Source organism: Arthrobacter sp. N199823, from assembly GCF_002929705.1.
In the GTDB taxonomy this organism is placed as follows: Bacteria; Actinomycetota; Actinomycetes; order Actinomycetales; family Micrococcaceae; genus Specibacter.
The window spans coordinates 674,356-688,799 of record NZ_PJIN01000002.1 but is presented as its reverse complement, the minus strand read 5'-3'; the positions used below and the strand labels follow the sequence as shown (position 1 = coordinate 688,799).

At 57.7% G+C, this 14,444-nt stretch carries 16 protein-coding genes; 9 read left to right on the top strand and 7 right to left on the bottom strand.

Going from position 1 to position 14,444, the window contains the following annotated elements; translation table 11 throughout:
- Window positions 1-375 precede the first annotated feature (375 nt).
- The 5 genes from CXQ93_RS07015 (at window position 376) to CXQ93_RS06995 (ending at window position 3,323) form a co-directional block, all read left to right on the top strand.
- Window positions 376-942: a Dps family protein gene (locus CXQ93_RS07015; RefSeq protein WP_104109681.1), complete on the top strand. Its 567-nt coding sequence runs from the start codon at window positions 376-378 to the stop codon at window positions 940-942.
- A gap of 70 nt (window positions 943-1,012) precedes the next feature.
- Window positions 1,013-1,282, top strand: coding sequence for a GlsB/YeaQ/YmgE family stress response membrane protein (locus CXQ93_RS07010; protein ID WP_104109680.1), 270 nt, complete (start codon window positions 1,013-1,015; stop codon window positions 1,280-1,282).
- 117 nt (window positions 1,283-1,399) lie between these two features.
- Window positions 1,400-1,906, top strand: a complete 507-nt coding sequence (locus tag CXQ93_RS07005) for a pyridoxamine 5'-phosphate oxidase family protein (RefSeq protein ID WP_146073178.1) — start codon at window positions 1,400-1,402, stop codon at window positions 1,904-1,906.
- Between the two features lie 49 nt (window positions 1,907-1,955).
- On the top strand, window positions 1,956-2,342 hold the full coding sequence (locus CXQ93_RS07000; RefSeq protein ID WP_104109678.1) for a protoporphyrinogen oxidase: 387 nt from the start codon (window positions 1,956-1,958) through the stop codon (window positions 2,340-2,342).
- Between the two features lie 81 nt (window positions 2,343-2,423).
- Window positions 2,424-3,323: an SDR family oxidoreductase gene (locus CXQ93_RS06995; protein WP_104109677.1), complete on the top strand. Its 900-nt coding sequence runs from the start codon at window positions 2,424-2,426 to the stop codon at window positions 3,321-3,323.
- 456 nt (window positions 3,324-3,779) lie between these two features.
- On the opposite strand, the gene CXQ93_RS06990 is transcribed toward CXQ93_RS06995, so the two are convergent.
- A complete protein-coding gene (locus CXQ93_RS06990) occupies window positions 3,780-4,475 on the bottom strand; it encodes a hypothetical protein (protein ID WP_104109676.1) in 696 nt (231 codons plus the stop codon).
- A gap of 417 nt (window positions 4,476-4,892) precedes the next feature.
- On the opposite strand from CXQ93_RS06990, the gene CXQ93_RS06985 reads away from it, so the two are divergent.
- Window positions 4,893-5,384, top strand: coding sequence for a MauE/DoxX family redox-associated membrane protein (locus tag CXQ93_RS06985; protein WP_104109675.1), 492 nt, complete (start codon window positions 4,893-4,895; stop codon window positions 5,382-5,384).
- A gap of 193 nt (window positions 5,385-5,577) precedes the next feature.
- Here the strand turns inward: CXQ93_RS06985 and CXQ93_RS06980 are convergent, their stop codons facing one another.
- From CXQ93_RS06980 to CXQ93_RS06960, 5 genes are all read right to left on the bottom strand, one after another.
- Entirely contained in the window at window positions 5,578-5,967 is a 390-nt protein-coding gene (locus CXQ93_RS06980; protein ID WP_104109674.1) for a DUF1801 domain-containing protein, read from the bottom strand.
- 307 nt (window positions 5,968-6,274) lie between these two features.
- Complete coding sequence (locus CXQ93_RS06975; RefSeq protein WP_104109673.1) at window positions 6,275-7,081, bottom strand: aminoglycoside phosphotransferase family protein; 807 nt, start codon at window positions 7,079-7,081, stop codon at window positions 6,275-6,277.
- A gap of 272 nt (window positions 7,082-7,353) precedes the next feature.
- Window positions 7,354-7,953, bottom strand: a complete 600-nt coding sequence (locus CXQ93_RS06970; RefSeq protein WP_104109672.1) for a bifunctional 2-polyprenyl-6-hydroxyphenol methylase/3-demethylubiquinol 3-O-methyltransferase UbiG — start codon at window positions 7,951-7,953, stop codon at window positions 7,354-7,356.
- Window positions 7,954-8,049: 96 nt separating this feature from the next.
- Entirely contained in the window at window positions 8,050-8,706 is a 657-nt protein-coding gene (locus CXQ93_RS06965; protein WP_104109671.1) for an HAD family hydrolase, read from the bottom strand.
- Window positions 8,707-8,886: 180 nt separating this feature from the next.
- Window positions 8,887-9,312, bottom strand: coding sequence for a MarR family winged helix-turn-helix transcriptional regulator (locus CXQ93_RS06960; RefSeq protein WP_104109782.1), 426 nt, complete (start codon window positions 9,310-9,312; stop codon window positions 8,887-8,889).
- A 58-nt stretch (window positions 9,313-9,370) separates the two neighbouring features.
- Here CXQ93_RS06960 and CXQ93_RS06955 point away from each other — a divergent pair, with 58 nt between their 5' ends.
- Window positions 9,371-9,742 (top strand): VOC family protein, encoded by a 372-nt coding sequence (locus CXQ93_RS06955; RefSeq protein ID WP_104109670.1) that lies wholly within the window; start codon window positions 9,371-9,373, stop codon window positions 9,740-9,742.
- A 1,215-nt stretch (window positions 9,743-10,957) separates the two neighbouring features.
- Here CXQ93_RS06955 and CXQ93_RS06945 read toward each other — a convergent pair.
- Window positions 10,958-11,395: a hypothetical protein gene (locus CXQ93_RS06945; protein ID WP_181036077.1), complete on the bottom strand. Its 438-nt coding sequence runs from the start codon at window positions 11,393-11,395 to the stop codon at window positions 10,958-10,960.
- Between the two features lie 891 nt (window positions 11,396-12,286).
- Here CXQ93_RS06945 and CXQ93_RS06940 point away from each other — a divergent pair.
- Window positions 12,287-13,465 carry a heparan-alpha-glucosaminide N-acetyltransferase domain-containing protein gene (locus CXQ93_RS06940; RefSeq protein ID WP_104109668.1) on the top strand — a complete coding sequence of 393 codons (1,179 nt, stop codon included), beginning with the start codon at window positions 12,287-12,289 and terminating at the stop codon, window positions 13,463-13,465.
- A 661-nt stretch (window positions 13,466-14,126) separates the two neighbouring features.
- Complete coding sequence (locus tag CXQ93_RS06930; RefSeq protein WP_104109666.1) at window positions 14,127-14,387, top strand: hypothetical protein; 261 nt, start codon at window positions 14,127-14,129, stop codon at window positions 14,385-14,387.
- Window positions 14,388-14,444 lie beyond the last annotated feature (57 nt).

Genomic DNA, 14,444 nt, shown 5'->3' with positions numbered 1-14,444 from the left:
CCAGCCCGGTGAGCCGATTCCTCCAGTACCGGAGCCCAGCTCGCCCACCCATCCTGACCCGTTCTTTCCCGAAGCCCCACCCGTGATCTAGTCCGCACATGCTCATGGCTCATTGTGACAACGTCAACTCCGCTCATCTTGAACCGAAGCGTCCGGATTGGGCTGCTACCCCTGCAGGAAATAAGCAAGCTCCTAGGGCTTTGCCTTGGACATGGACCCCTAGACGCGTTGGGAAGAAGGACCCGGCTTAGAAGCAACGGACTTGCAATTTTGGTATCCCGCGATGAAGGCGCTTTTTTGATATTTTGGTCGTTTTTGTGGTTAGGGTGGGGTTAAGACTGTCGTTGAAGGTCGGCCGGTTTGAGAGGAGTTCGAATGGTTTCCAAGAAAACTTCCGCTGCAACGTTTACGGTCCCGGGCCTGTCCTTGGAAATCGGTCATCTGGTGGCCGCTATGTTACAAGGTAGGCTGCATGCCCTGAACGACCTGCAACTCACCTTGAAGCACGCTCACTGGAATGTGGCGGGCCGGGATTTCATCGGAGTCCACGAAAAGTTGGACCCACAGATTGAGCTCGTTCGAGCCATGGTTGATGAGACCGCTGAACGCATTGCCACCCTGGGCGTGTCTCCCAATGGCCTTACCGGGGCAATTGTTCGTGAGCGTGACTGGGATGATTACAGCGTCGGTCGCGCTTCCACAACTGAACACTTGGCGGCTCTAGATCTCGTGTATGACGGTGTCGTTTCAAGCCATCGTGAGGCGATCACTGCTACGGGAGAAATTGACCCCATTACCGAAGATATGTTGATCGGCCAAACAGCGAAGCTCGAGCTCTTCCAATGGTTCATGCGGGCCCATTTGGAAAGTAATACCGGAGAGCTCAAACGTGCGGATACCCACACGGAGAAGACTGCGGCCGCTAAAGCGAAGAAGAAGTAGAATCTCATCGCCGTCTAAGGAACTGAGAGAGAGTTTTGCTCTGTAATGCACTTTCCTACAAGGAGGAATCATGGGTTTCATCGGTTGGATCGTTTTGGGTCTTATTGTCGGAGTCATCGTTAAGGCGATCATGCCGGGCAAGGTTGGTGGCGGGTGGATCACCAGCCTCATCTTGGGTGTGGTCGGTGCGATTGTTGGTGGGTGGATCGGAGATCTGCTCTTCGGCGGAGGCAAGATGGAGTTTTGGAACCTCGGTTCCTGGATCCTCGCGATCGTGGGTGGCCTAGTCGTCGCCGGAATCTATGGAGCCATCACCGGCCGCTCCAAAACCACCGCTTAACTTACCCGAGCTAAACCCGTGTCGGCAGCCTGGTGGTGGCCGCGACTTCGGCGCAACGCTGAAGGACGCCCGCCATCCGGGCGGCCTTCAACGGGCTTGGAACTGTATTTGGATTCCATGCGCAATGACAGGAGCAAACATATGTCCATGAATGAAGACACTCATAAAGTCACTGAGATGATCACGCAGCATCGGATCTGCATGCTAACGGCCTTAGGGGCAGATGAGGCACTTCAGAGTTGGCCCATGACGGTGGTTAAAGTTGAAGACGATGGAGAGCTGTGGTTCTTCAGCTCCACTAGTGCCGGGCCCGTCGCAGAGATTGGTGAGGGATCACAGGTTAATCTTTCCTTTACCGGAAAGGATGACTGGCTCTCTGTTCATGGTTCGGCTGTGATTATCACCAGTGAGCCCAAGGCTCGGGAGATGTGGAATGAAGCCGCGGCAGCGTTCTATCCCGACGGTCCTGAATCCAAAGATTTAGTCCTTATTCGTGTCCGCCCCGAGGGAGCCCAGTATTGGGAATCGCCAGGCGGAGCCATCTCCACCCTTTTCCAGTGGGCCAAGGCCCGAATAACAGGCGAAGAGATTGACGCCGGCGAGAGCCGAACCGTAAATCTCTAACAACTGCTTGTACTTGCTACCCTCATCGATCTTCGCCTAAGGGGACACAATGAAAGCAAAGCTCACCTTTGTGGCTGGTCTGGCCGCCGGATACGTATTAGGTACCCGTGCAGGTCGGACAAGCTACGAAAAAATCAAGACAGCTTCTAAAGCGCTCTGGACCACTGATGCAGTTCAAAACAACATCGCCACCGTCCAAGACACTGTCAAAGAACCGGCCGCCGACCTTGCCCACAAGCTGATCCCGCCCTCCACAAAAAACCAGGCCCCAGATCACTCACGCCAGGCTGAGGTGGCGGCTGACATTAGCTCGAACGGTGCCAACCCGCTGGATATCGTCCCGGAGGTTTCCGATGAATTTCCTGACTCAGCTCTGAGCGGCAGCGAAACGGGCAAGATCAAATCCAGCTGGCATCTCCCAGAAACAGGAAACTAAGTCACCGGTTTAGGCGTCTCATCCGGAGCGCCGCGACATCATTCAACGCGCCCTAATATGCGCTAAGGAAAGGAACCCAACATGGCACACGGAGACCAATATACTTTCCAAAATCCTGTCACCCGCTACCCCAGCATCAGCCCGCCAAAGCAAGATCAACCCGAACCCGGTCTGGATCGTGATCTAGAGCCTCAGACGGACCGCGGTGAGAAGTCTTACCGCGGAACCGGCCGCCTCGCGGGGCGCAAAGCGCTCATCACAGGCGCCGACTCAGGCATCGGTGCAGCCGTTGCCATAGCATTTGCGAGGGAAGGGGCCGACGTCGCCCTCTCGTATCTACCTGTCGAAGAACCCGACGCTCAAAAGATCGTTGGCTTGATTCGAGACTGTGGGCAAAAGGCGGTACCCCTGCCTAGCGACATCTCTGAAGCCAAGGCTGCACGAGACTTGGTCGCGAAGGCCGTCGAGGAGCTCGGAGGACTAGACATCATCGTCAACAACGCCGGTCGGCAAATCGCGGTGGAGCAGCTTGAAGATCTTAGCGACGAACAATTCGAAGAGACCTTCAAAACCAATATCTTTGCCATGTTCTGGATTACCAAGGCAGCCCTGCCCCACCTAGCGCCCGGTTCCACCATTATCAACACAACTTCCATTCAGGCATACAACCCTTCAGCTACCCTGATCGACTACGCCTCCACGAAAGCCGCCATCAACAACTTCTCCAAAGGACTCGCCCAGCAGCTCGCCCCTCGCGGCATCAGGGTCAACGCCGTCGCCCCTGGACCCATCTGGACTCCCCTGCAGGTCAGCGATGGCCAGCCCAAGGAGAAACTCCCGAAATTCGGTAAAAAAACGCCGCTGGGAAGGGCCGGACAACCCACAGAACTTGCCCCAGCTTATGTTTTCCTAGCCTCGTCTGAATCCAGCTATGTCACAGGAGAAACCCTCAACGTCAATGGAGGAACTCCATCCCCCTAGCCCTCGCCGCATCTGAGGCGTGGTTATGGACGAGGCCGTCAAACGGCATTTAGCAGTCATGCTTTTTTCGACGGCAGCACGCCACTTCATGCGAAAACACCGAGCCTACTGGTCTTTGGTGCCTCCACCAGCCCGCGGAAAATTCCTCATACCCTCTCCTCGTGACCAAGCCCAGACCAAGGCCCAGGAAATTGCTGGTACTAACTAACCGACGAGGTGGAGGGTGCAGTATTCGCCACCAAACAAAGTTGAATCTTGTGCACCTACTCAGCTACCGAGAGCTCCTCCAGTAAACATCCTGGAGACTGGGGCAGGGCCACCGGTGTTATCTGGGGCTTTGAGCAGGTAGGAACGACAACTTGTGTCATTTGCTGTGAAGACATTTTTGAAGAGCTGGTCGGAGAAGTCCTAGGAAGCTACCAGTGCCGACCAGCACCCGTAGTTTCGCTGGGTGGGTTATTCCAGCAGAGAGACGGCTCGGGCGATGACGAGCGCCAGAAGGATGAATCCTCCGGCTGATTCAAGTCCCATGAGTGCTTTAGCGCGCGCGGACAGGGGCATGGTGTCCGTGGGGCTGAAGGCCATTGAGTTGGACAAGGAGAAATACAGGTAGTCGATAAAGGAAGCCACCCATCCTGTTCTCTGTGATGAGCGGGCGGCAACTTCTTCGATAGCGTCGTGGTCCTCGTCTTGGGGAAACCGGAAGTCGGCTGCCGGAAGGTCTTTGCGTTTGGTGTGACGCCGGCTGACGGGGCCACCTCGATCCAGTTCCCAAAAGACCAGCGCGAAGGCAATGATGTTTGTGACCCAGATTTGCAAGGAAGCAAGCAAAATGCCTGGCCCGTCGTCGCTGCCCTTCGATGTGAGCAAGATGATTAGTTGGACCAGTGCCACCCCGTTGGCCGTGACTAACAGCAGCGCCTGACCGGTGGCCAATCGCTTGGACCACTTCGTTTCTTTATGCAGGTGATGGGGATTCAAAATGATCAACGGAATGAGCATCGCGAGACCCACCCCGACCACGGTGTAACGTACCACGGGAAAGAAGACACTAGGCAAAGCTGCATACAAACCCAACGCGACAAGTAGCCCTAAAACAGCAGGCCAGCGATGCTCAGCTCGTACCTTCTCGGGATTCGTTGTATTCGGCATTGCTTGATTCTAGTCCTGACAAGCCCCACTCCTCGGGTAACGAGAAAATAACGAAATTGAGCAGTCTCGGAGAAGCATCTGCACTCAAACGCGTTTGACGTCCAACCCCCACCAGAAATCGAATTCTGGCTCCTTGCCCCTGCAAATAGGTCCGTAGCGGCTTGGACATATGGGACCGTTTTTGACAGGCTGGCCCGTCCGCGCTGGACACGGTTGGAGTTAGGTACTTCAGGTCCATGGTCGGTGAGGCAAAATCAGGCTCAGAGCCGTCTTGCATGACATAGGTTTAGAGACACTGAGGTTATGGGACACCACGCCTCTGAAGAGTATGAGCAAAGCTACTATGCTCATGAAATCAGCTCGTTATCCTACGACGCGCACCACAAAACAACGGCATGATTCTTGGGAAGGTTCACAATGACCGATAACGGCAAGTCATTCCTGGCACGACTCGTCGCGCCCTCTGGACGCACATCCACGGGACGCACGATCGTTCGTCTAGTGCTGGGGGCAATGCTTGCGTTCGCCGGCATCAGCCATCTGACAGTCGCCCGCGAGGAATTCCAAGCGCAGGTCCCGAAGTTCGTGCCCCTTGATGCCGACCTGGTCGTCGTAGCCTCCGGCATTGCAGAGATCACCCTCGGTGCCGCGCTAATGTTGCTCGCGCGGCGGCGAGTCCCCGTGGGTTGGGTGGTGGCACTGTTCTTTATCGCCGTCTTCCCCGGGAACATCGCCCAGTGGCTGCATGCGCGCGATGGATTCGGGCTCGACACCGACTCCAAGCGTCTAGTGCGACTCTTCTTCCAGCCAGCACTCATCGCAGTGACCTTATGGTCCACCGGCGCTTGGAAAGACAGACCCCGCGTCTCCTCACCACACTCCGACACCTCTCAGGCCAACCGAAAGTAGCCGCGGAGGCATTCCTTTCCTTCGAAAGACCGGCTAGCCAAGCGCTTTCAAAAACTGCAGCAAAGCCGGACTATCAAGCACAGAAGCACCAGCCTGGCACGACTAAAAGGCAACACAGACCATCTTGAGGGGTGTCGTAACGCATAGGTTAAGAGGCACTCAGGTTTTGTGACACCGGGACGCAGCCGCTCTTCTACTGAGCAAGCCACGCCCGGATGACCGCGGTGATCGCGTCTCGCTCTGCGGCGAGCTGGTCGGCTTTCGGCAACCTGAGGCTGGCCCGAATGTTGGAATGCCAGATCAGCAGTCCATCTGGATCATTCGAGAACGTCGGCACCGCACCTTTGTCTTCTGGCTGGTTGGTGCCGAAGTGCAGAATTAGCTGCACCGGCCCTCTCCCTGCAGCGTTGATCGTGAGGCGATCCATACCGTCGAGCGTGTAGGAGGGCGAGTTCCACTTAACGACCTCGTCGAGTCTGGGCTCAGCCTCACGTACGAGCTTGCGGAGAGACTCCACGTCAGCGCGTCGCTCGAGCGACTGCGCGGTGAGGAACTCGTCGACTGTCGTAAATCTCGCAGGCATGCGCCAATTCTACCGTCCGTGTCTTCGGCGATGCAGTGGCCGTACGAGTGCCCGACACTTCGGCGGATGACGGGCGTCGTGCGCATGAGCCAAGTATCCCGAATCCCTTGGGTTTTGAGGCACTTAGGTTATGAGACACATCAGGGTCGCTTCTAAGCCATCCGAGCGGCTACTGGCCCAAAAATGGGAGTTGGCTATTGAAAGCCATATAGAAGGAAACTCGTCAGCATGGTCCACTGCCTGCAGGTGCCCGTAGAGGGAACCGCCTGCGGACAGGGTTCGGCGACTGAAGCGCAGGCCCTTGGTGCTAGCCAAACGTGTTCAAGATGGCGTGGGCCGTCCATGGCGGGCCACTGCTCTTATCGGTCCACACGGCTGAAAGGGCGCACCAAGCGATGACACATGATCTTACCGTATCGATGTCGAGCCCTGAGTGCTCGCTGACGATCGCAAGTCGTCGGTGAAAATTCTTCAACGCCACGTCAGTGGACGGGTTGCAGAAAATATTGGCGTAGTCGAACGCCCGGTGGCCGAACAACCCCTTGGGGTCAATCGCACGCCAACACTCGTTGAAGTCGAGAACATTGCCATGATGGACGTCCCCATGGAGAACCACCTGTGTTTCTGCGGTCGAAGCCTCCAGTAGCTCTTGTGCCATGGTTACCGCTCGCTCAATTTTGCCTGCATGAGGCTTTACATCAGGTGGCGCGATCAGGTCTTGAAACCAAAGTGGCAAGGGCACGAGATCACTGGGAGCCGACGATTTGTCAGGGACGCCGTGCAGGGAGGCGATGGTTTCGCAGAGGATACTAGTAGTCTCATCATCGCGGCCTGTCTGGCACATCGCTGTCAAGGTCCGTTTGCCGGAGGCCAGGTCCATCAGGACGGCCTGGTCGTTGACTTCATGCACCTCCGCTGTGGCACAACCGGCCCACCAAGCGAGAACGCGGCCACCGCGTGCCTCTTCGGCAACGCGGGCGACCTTGAGCATGACGTTTCGGTCATGCCAGCGACCTGGAACTAGCCAGCTGGAGGGTGTAATGACCATGTCCCCGCTCTGGCCTATAACCCACCGGTCCATGTAGGCCGGCACTGTTCCCGCAACCCAATCCATGAACTAGATCGTATCCGGTTGGCAGGCGGACGGTCTTTTGATCAGTGGTTTCCGGCCTCGATTTTCGTGAACACCGGCGTCCGGTATGTCGAACCTTGAATGGGACAGCACAACACTGGCCCGCGACGACCTGAACCCTGGTATGGAATGTGAATTCACATCCTACCTAAGCCACCTTTTAGTCGTACCCCCAAGCCGGTCGGGTTTCGGGGTATTTCGCGTTCGGAAAATGAACGTACCCGTCCACGGTGATTCATCCCGCAGGGGAGCCTTTACCGGGTAGTCGCGGAAATTGCTGCGTGGGGTCGACTTCCCGAACCCTGTCGCGTTTCGATGTCAATGACGTCGAAACCCGCAGCAAGGAGCAGTGAGGTTATCTGTTCTATAGACCAGTAGTAAGCAGTTGTGATCCCATGGTCGAAAGATTCTGCGTGATCGCCTTCAAAGAAACCGATGAGTAGTTGCCCTTGTGGTGCAAGCGCGCGTGAAAGCTCGGAAAGGATCACGGGTAGTTCTGCCGGCGGCACATGAATCAGGGAGTACCAGGCGAGCACACCATCCAAGCTTCCATCCGCTACGTCGATACGGCGGAGTGAGGAAACTTGAAATGTGACTTCGGGAAATCGGCGGCGTGCCCCGTCTATGAACTCGGCAACTAGATCAATGCCTGAGACGTTGACGCCACGCCTGTGCAGGAAATCGGCCCAATGCCCCGGCCCACATCCCGCGTCGAGCACGCGACCGCTAATCAGCTTGGCCCAGCGTCCAATGCGATGTCTGTCGAGCGCATGCATCTGGTCGATCGCACCGAGTGCGGATGTGTACTCACCGGCTCTCTCGGAATATGCCTGTTGTACGCGAAAATCAGTCATGCCACGACTGTAGTGACGAGCGATCATTATTCAATCCCGACATGCCGATTTTCTGCAGCCGGGCAGAGCAAAGATATCCGGTAAGCCGCGCCAGAATCACTTAGCTAGTGTGCCCAGATGAACAACAGCATCGATGACCTCGGCAGCAGTGCCCGCGATGAGTGTGGGAGAGGCCGTTTCGCCAGGCCACTCCTTGCCGCGCGAAACCCAGCCCGTATCCAAACCTGCTGCTTGGCCGCCAGCAATATCCGCAGTTGGATGGTCCCCGACCATCCAACCACCGGTGAGCTCTGCACCCAGGCGACGAGCCGCAATCCGGAAAATCTCTGGATCCGGCTTCTTGACTCGTTCAGCTTCGGATATGACGACAGCATCCACATACGGTTCAAGCCCCACCTCCTGGATTTTGAGCATCTGTTGAGCCGTTGTTCCGTTAGTGACAATGGCTATCTTCCAGCCATATTTGCGGGCCCTCGCAAGTGCTTGCGTAGTGAGGGCCCCAATGGTCATCGAACGCACGTGCTCATTGAGCAGCCTGTCCACGAGATCCCCTACGGGCATGTCCAAGCTGAATCGTTCCTTGATCGCGCGCGCCAGTGAATCCCGAGGTTCGTAGCCGTCCCGGTCTGTCTCGATGAGCCAATCTGCCTCCGAATTGGGCTTTCCGAGCGCTCCAACGAAGTCGATTGCCCACGAGTCAAAAGCGGAAGCCCGGTCGACCAGCGTGTTGTCCAGATCCACGAGAAGCAGCATGTCTCCACCTTAAGCTGGAGGTTACGATTCGGTTTGAAAAACCCGGAAATTGGCGCTTCATGTCGTGGTGGAGCATTTGTCCCGTTGTCGTTTTCAGAAGTCGTCTGCTCAGCGCTCCCGCGTCCGCAGGTGGAACGTCTCGCGGGATAGCTGCCGACGAAAGTGGTCCTGCCTGCAGGCTCAGTCTTCCAGCGCCTTAACGCAAGCGTTGAGTCCGTGAGTGAGCGAGAGGAGCTCTGAGGGGCTAAGTCCTGAAAGCATCCGCTCTTCGACTCTGTCCACTTCAGCCTGTGCGGAGACGAGAAGATCGGCACCTTCCAGTGTGAGCGCTGTCGGTAAAGCGCGACCGCTCTCGGGGCGGGTAGGGCGTTCAACCAGTCCACGTTCGAGTAATTGCTGCAGCATCGAGTTCATGGACTGGCGCGTCATGAACGTGGCCCGGGCCAGCCCAGCAGCGGAGATGCCCGGCTCGCGAAGCAGATGGTGAAGGCATGAGTACTGGGAAACAGTGAGGGAGTATCGGTGCAGCGCCTCCTCCATGCGAAGACGAAGCAATGATTGTGCCTGCTTGACCACGTATCCGACTTGTTGTTCCCGGTTGCTCATGTAAGAATTCTGACATAGTGTCTGGATGTAAGGAAACTGACATACAAGGAGAATCATTATGGCCGTCACCGGTCCCGACTTCATTGCCCTGCAGGTACGAGACCTCGAGAAGGCGGCAGCCTTCTACGAGAACACCGTCGGCCTGACCCGCGCACCCTTCTCGCCTCCACACGCCGTCGTCTTCGATACCCAGCCGACCTTCGCGATTCGCGACCCCGAGCCGGGCTTGGATCTCGAATCTGGCCCATTGGGGCTCGGCGTTGCGCTCTGGCTGCATGATCCTGAGGCCGTCGCCTTGCACAGTGCCCTAGCGGGGGCGGGGGCGACCATTCTGCGGGAACCCTTCGAGGGCCCATTCGGCATGACATTCGTCTTTCAGGATCCCGACGGTTACACAATCACCATTCACGATCGCGCCACACGCATCTAACCCGGGCAGGTCGGTGCAGTTTCGAGTGGAAACGAGTACCTCAAAGCCTATAAACACACAGGGATCTACCTCGGTCCCACATGGCATGGCGAGTTCAACCGGTTGAACTCGCCAGGCATTTAGATGTCACAGTCCCGTAAGCCGGCCCGCTACCGGACCAGTCGCACCAAAATTCCCAGGAACAATAATCCGCGAGATGCCGCGGTCGCCGGATTCCCGCATAACCCGCCCGCAGTTAAGCCCGGTGGTGGGAGGGCTGATTTTATCGGGCGCCGCAACAAATGGACTAGATAGGGGCGTTTGCTCCCTATGTTTTAGAGGCTACTGGACAGCCGCTGCTGGTCTTTTGTGCTCTGCCCGGAAGCGTTCAGCCGGGGCACCTAGGCAAGGTGATTGTTCGTGCAGGAGGCAGCCACGAACCTCAACGAACATGCGCTTCTTATGCTCCTCCACGGCCATTAGGCCAAAGGGGCGCTTCGCCAACATCCCTTCGGTAGATGTTGCCATCATCTGCCTCCCGTCACATCTTCAATCAGCGATGACTCCGCCCCTCCCCCGAGACAGTTTCGGCGCAATCTGACTGCGTCAGGAAAATTCGGAGCTAACTCGGTAGTGCACCTTAAAGTGCAGCAGACATTTTTAGTTAGCTTTCATGTCGGACTCGAAAAGCGTAACCGCGGAAGTGCGAATCACCGCCATTTATATTTTGGGGGCCAAGCCCGAGAGCTCTGAGATGCCGAAGCTGAAGAAGAGGACTCCCACGAGACCAGCGAACCCGTCGCTGAGCGGCCCGGTCAGGAGATAGAGGCCAAGGATAAGACTGGCTACTCCGAAGCTGACGCGCCACCTGCGGTGCGTTCTCGTATGTGACTCGTATCCCGGAACCCCCTACTTTAGCGGCGTCCCCCTAACGTTTCCTAGCGGGGTCGGTTTAGGCTGGTGGGTCCTTCAACGACGGCGCCTCGTTCTCCCGCCCTCTGGCCAACTCCCACTTCCGGGCAGTGCTCATGAACGTTTGTGTCGATGTCAGCGAAGTCCGCAGAGTATCTCCGGTACATCACCTCCGAAAGGCTCACGCCACAAGTCCACGGAAGAGTCATACGAGCCACTTTTCGCAGCCTTCTGCAGCCCCAATCGCCCAGTCCTGCAGGGCCATCCGTCGGGGCACTGTTTACGTTTCAGCGATTTACCTTGAGCTACTGGACACGCCGAGTATCACTCACTCGGGATAACGGAGCTACTTTGCCTGTTACCTATAGCGTCGACTGCTGCGGCTATGCCAAGCATGACGGCTGTGCCGAGAGTAGTACCGAGGGCGACAAGTATCGCTCCGACAACCCACAGGCCGCTCGAATCCAGGGTGGAGGCAGTGCTTATCCATGCAAGCGTGAAGGAAATAGGAATTACCAGCAGGGCAACGACAAAATGCAAGAGCCGGTAGGCGAGCCCTACCACCACGATGCCGCACAGGAACGCTGCCACTCCCTGCCATATCTCATACGGTCCAGTCATTTCGCCAGTGGCTGCGTCGTACTGGTACTCGGCGTCCCAGCCGAACCAACCGAACCAGAGCCCTGCTGACAGAAGGCAAATCAAGACGACGAACGACCATTGCTCAAGGGGTGGCCGGTCACGGCTTCGGGTCAATCGCATCCTCCACTATAAGTCTCATCCGAATATAGGTTGACCGCGCCACTTGGAATTCACCGCCGCCACGCTTCAACCGGTCCCACCTCGATTTGTTGAACTCGCGGCGATCGGAACGCTCGCACTATCTCGTCTCCGTCACTCAGTTCAGGTTCGCAGTCTGCCTCACGAAGTTGATCCAAAAACAGCCCAACTCCCCCTTCGCTTCCCCACTTCAGCAAAGTTTTTTTCAGAAATCTCCCCTCTTTTCAGCAGGGTGAACTCTCCTTTTGCCAAGGAATTAGAGCCTGGAGCCAATTCAAAGCGCCTGCGGTCCTGGTGGCCCATACCATTTGGCGGTGCAACAGCTTCCGTCTCCCTGGACTGCTATTACCTCCAGTCGACACCGTAGAGTTGCCCGTCCAGCCATGGAGACCACAGACACTTTCGCAATTGGGCAAGACGTGCGTCCAGAGACGAAGCCCGGAGTGACAATTGTCCGCGTGGACTGCCACCCGATTCCCGGCACAAGCAGAACGGGTTTATGTGCGGACGATACTTGGTGGCCATGGCTGCCTTGGTGAGCATGTTCGCCGTCGGAGAGGTCAGCGACAGCTTGCCGGGGCCGACGCGGAACATCGAGCACACGAACCGGATTCTGGTCGTCCTCGAATCCGCAAACGAGAGCCAATTAGTGAGATCCACGGACAACCGCTGCAGTGGTGCTCGCAGGCGTCGACGCCGATGAGCCTCCGCGACGGCTCTTCCTCGGCAGCTATTCACTCGACGTCGCGAAAACCGACTCCTCGCGTCACTGCGTGGGAAGCTTGGAACGACATCTCGGTCGCGGCAGCCTGAACTACGTCATCTTGGCATTCCCTGCCCGCGATCACACCAGACAGATGAGCGGAGCGCTACATGAGCAACCCCCGGCTACGTCATCGTCGGCTGTTCGAGCGTTTCAAGACAAACCTCGTCCGGCTCGAACCGCCGCACCGGCTGCCCGGCATCGATCTGGCACGCGGGTTCGCGGTCTTCGGCATGTTCGCCGCGCACCTTGCCGTCATCACGCCGTTGGAATGGGGCCGGGGTGAGACGTGGTCAGGCATAGTCTCTGGCCGTTCATCTATCCTGTTTGCCACCCTCGCCGGTGTCTCCTTGGCGCTCGTCACGGCTGCCGCGACTTCTCGCAAGGACAATGACGATGCGCCGACCCGACTGTGGTCAAGACGGACGGAGCTGGTGCTTCGGGCCACACTCATCTGGGTCCTTGGCATCACCCTCGACGGACTCGAGGTGCCAATATTCGTCATCCTGCCGGCCTACGCCATCCTCTTCCTGATTGGCATACCGCTGCTGCGTCTGCCTGCGAGCACCCTGTTCGTGCTCGCCATGCTACTGGCCCTGATAATGCCCTTTGTCGTCATGGCGATCGACTACAACGTGGCAACCAGTTCCGACCGACAGGAAATCGAGGATGCCTTGGGGATGCTGGGCTGGAACTACCCATTTCTTCTCTGGACGGCCTTCCTCGCCGCGGGGATGGGGGCTGGCCGAGTGCTCAGCGCAGGTCCCCATCACGCCTGGAGCCTCCTCATTGTTGGAGCGGCGTTCGCATTTGTCGGCTACGGAATTATCGGCCCGATTGGCAATCGGGTGATTGCGTCCGACAGCTTCGTCAACGAAGATGCCTGGTCGGATGCATGGATCCTGTCGGTGATGCAAGACCAACCCCATTCCTCAGGCATCGGAGAGGCTCTCGGTTCGGGCGGCTTCGCACTGGCAGTGATCGGGGCGTGCATGCTGATCGGCGCGACTCCACTGCGTTGGCTGCTCTGGCCCATCCGCGCCGCCGGATCGATGCCGCTGACAGCTTATGTTTCGCACATCGTCATCTGGGCGGTGTGGATTTCGGTCGAGAGCGGGCGCGACCCGAATATCGACCCTTGGACCGACTTCCGAGAACTCGCCCCCTTCTGGCCTATGACCATCGGGGTGCTTATCGGTTGCTCAACGTGGGCAGCCTTGGTCGGCAAGGGGCCGATGGAGGCGCTGCTGGGTGCGCTGACGTCCGGCCGGCAACTCAGACGCACCTGAGCGCATCCGCCACGGCCCCGGGCTCGGGTCCAGGAACGCCTTCCTGATAGGGGAACGCGGCTCGCAACTCCTCCAAGCACACAAACAGTGGCCCGGGCTTGGCACAGATCTCATTCCCTTCATCTGTTGACACCAAGACCGAGTGTCGACCTCAGGTCATACTTGCGGGACGCCAGAGCGTGACGTTGATCGAGTATCGAAGTGCTCTCATCTCGTTGCTCTCCCCTGATGCGAAGTGCGTTTTCACCTGCGCATCACCCCGGCTTCCGAGGCGCTGACGTAGGCCTAACCGACTCCTTGATTTCGGCCATTGAACTCTGGGCCCGAAATAACGGAGGAAGCCTGACACTTCACGTGCATGAAGCCAACGTGAAGTGGAGATGAGCAAGGAATTGACGCCTGCAGCAGTTTGAAGCCGCCTCGAACCGTCGCGTTGAACCGGCGCTGAGGCGTCCGCTCACGGTTCCCCGCGGACAACATCATCGAACTCGCTGCGAATGTTGCTGCCCTGGATCGCACCCAGCAGCACCGTACCCAACCTCAGCCTCCGGGCATCCGCACCCATCCAGAACCGCGGCGGCTCCGAATGTACTAGTAACGCGCTCTGGCAGTTCACCGCTGGCAGCGCAGGAAACATGACGACAACACCAGGAGATCAACTATGCACAAGTCAATCAAAAACCTTGGAACACTCACCATCGCCGGTGGCATGATCATGGGCGCACTGGCCGTCGGTGCTGTGCCTGCGAGCGCGGCGACAACCATCGCCGAACCCACCACCTCAGCGTCAGCCAGTGACAGTCCTTCCTTTTCCTTCCTTAATGGCTCTCTCATTTCCGGGCCGCTGCTGACCGCTCCCCTCATCAACGGCCCGCTGGTCTCCCTTCCGTTCGGTCCCTTCCAATTGGGCCAGTTCCAATAACGCAGGATTCCACAGCATTCCCCGGCCCTTCGCCGGACCACCGCCACCGCCATCGCG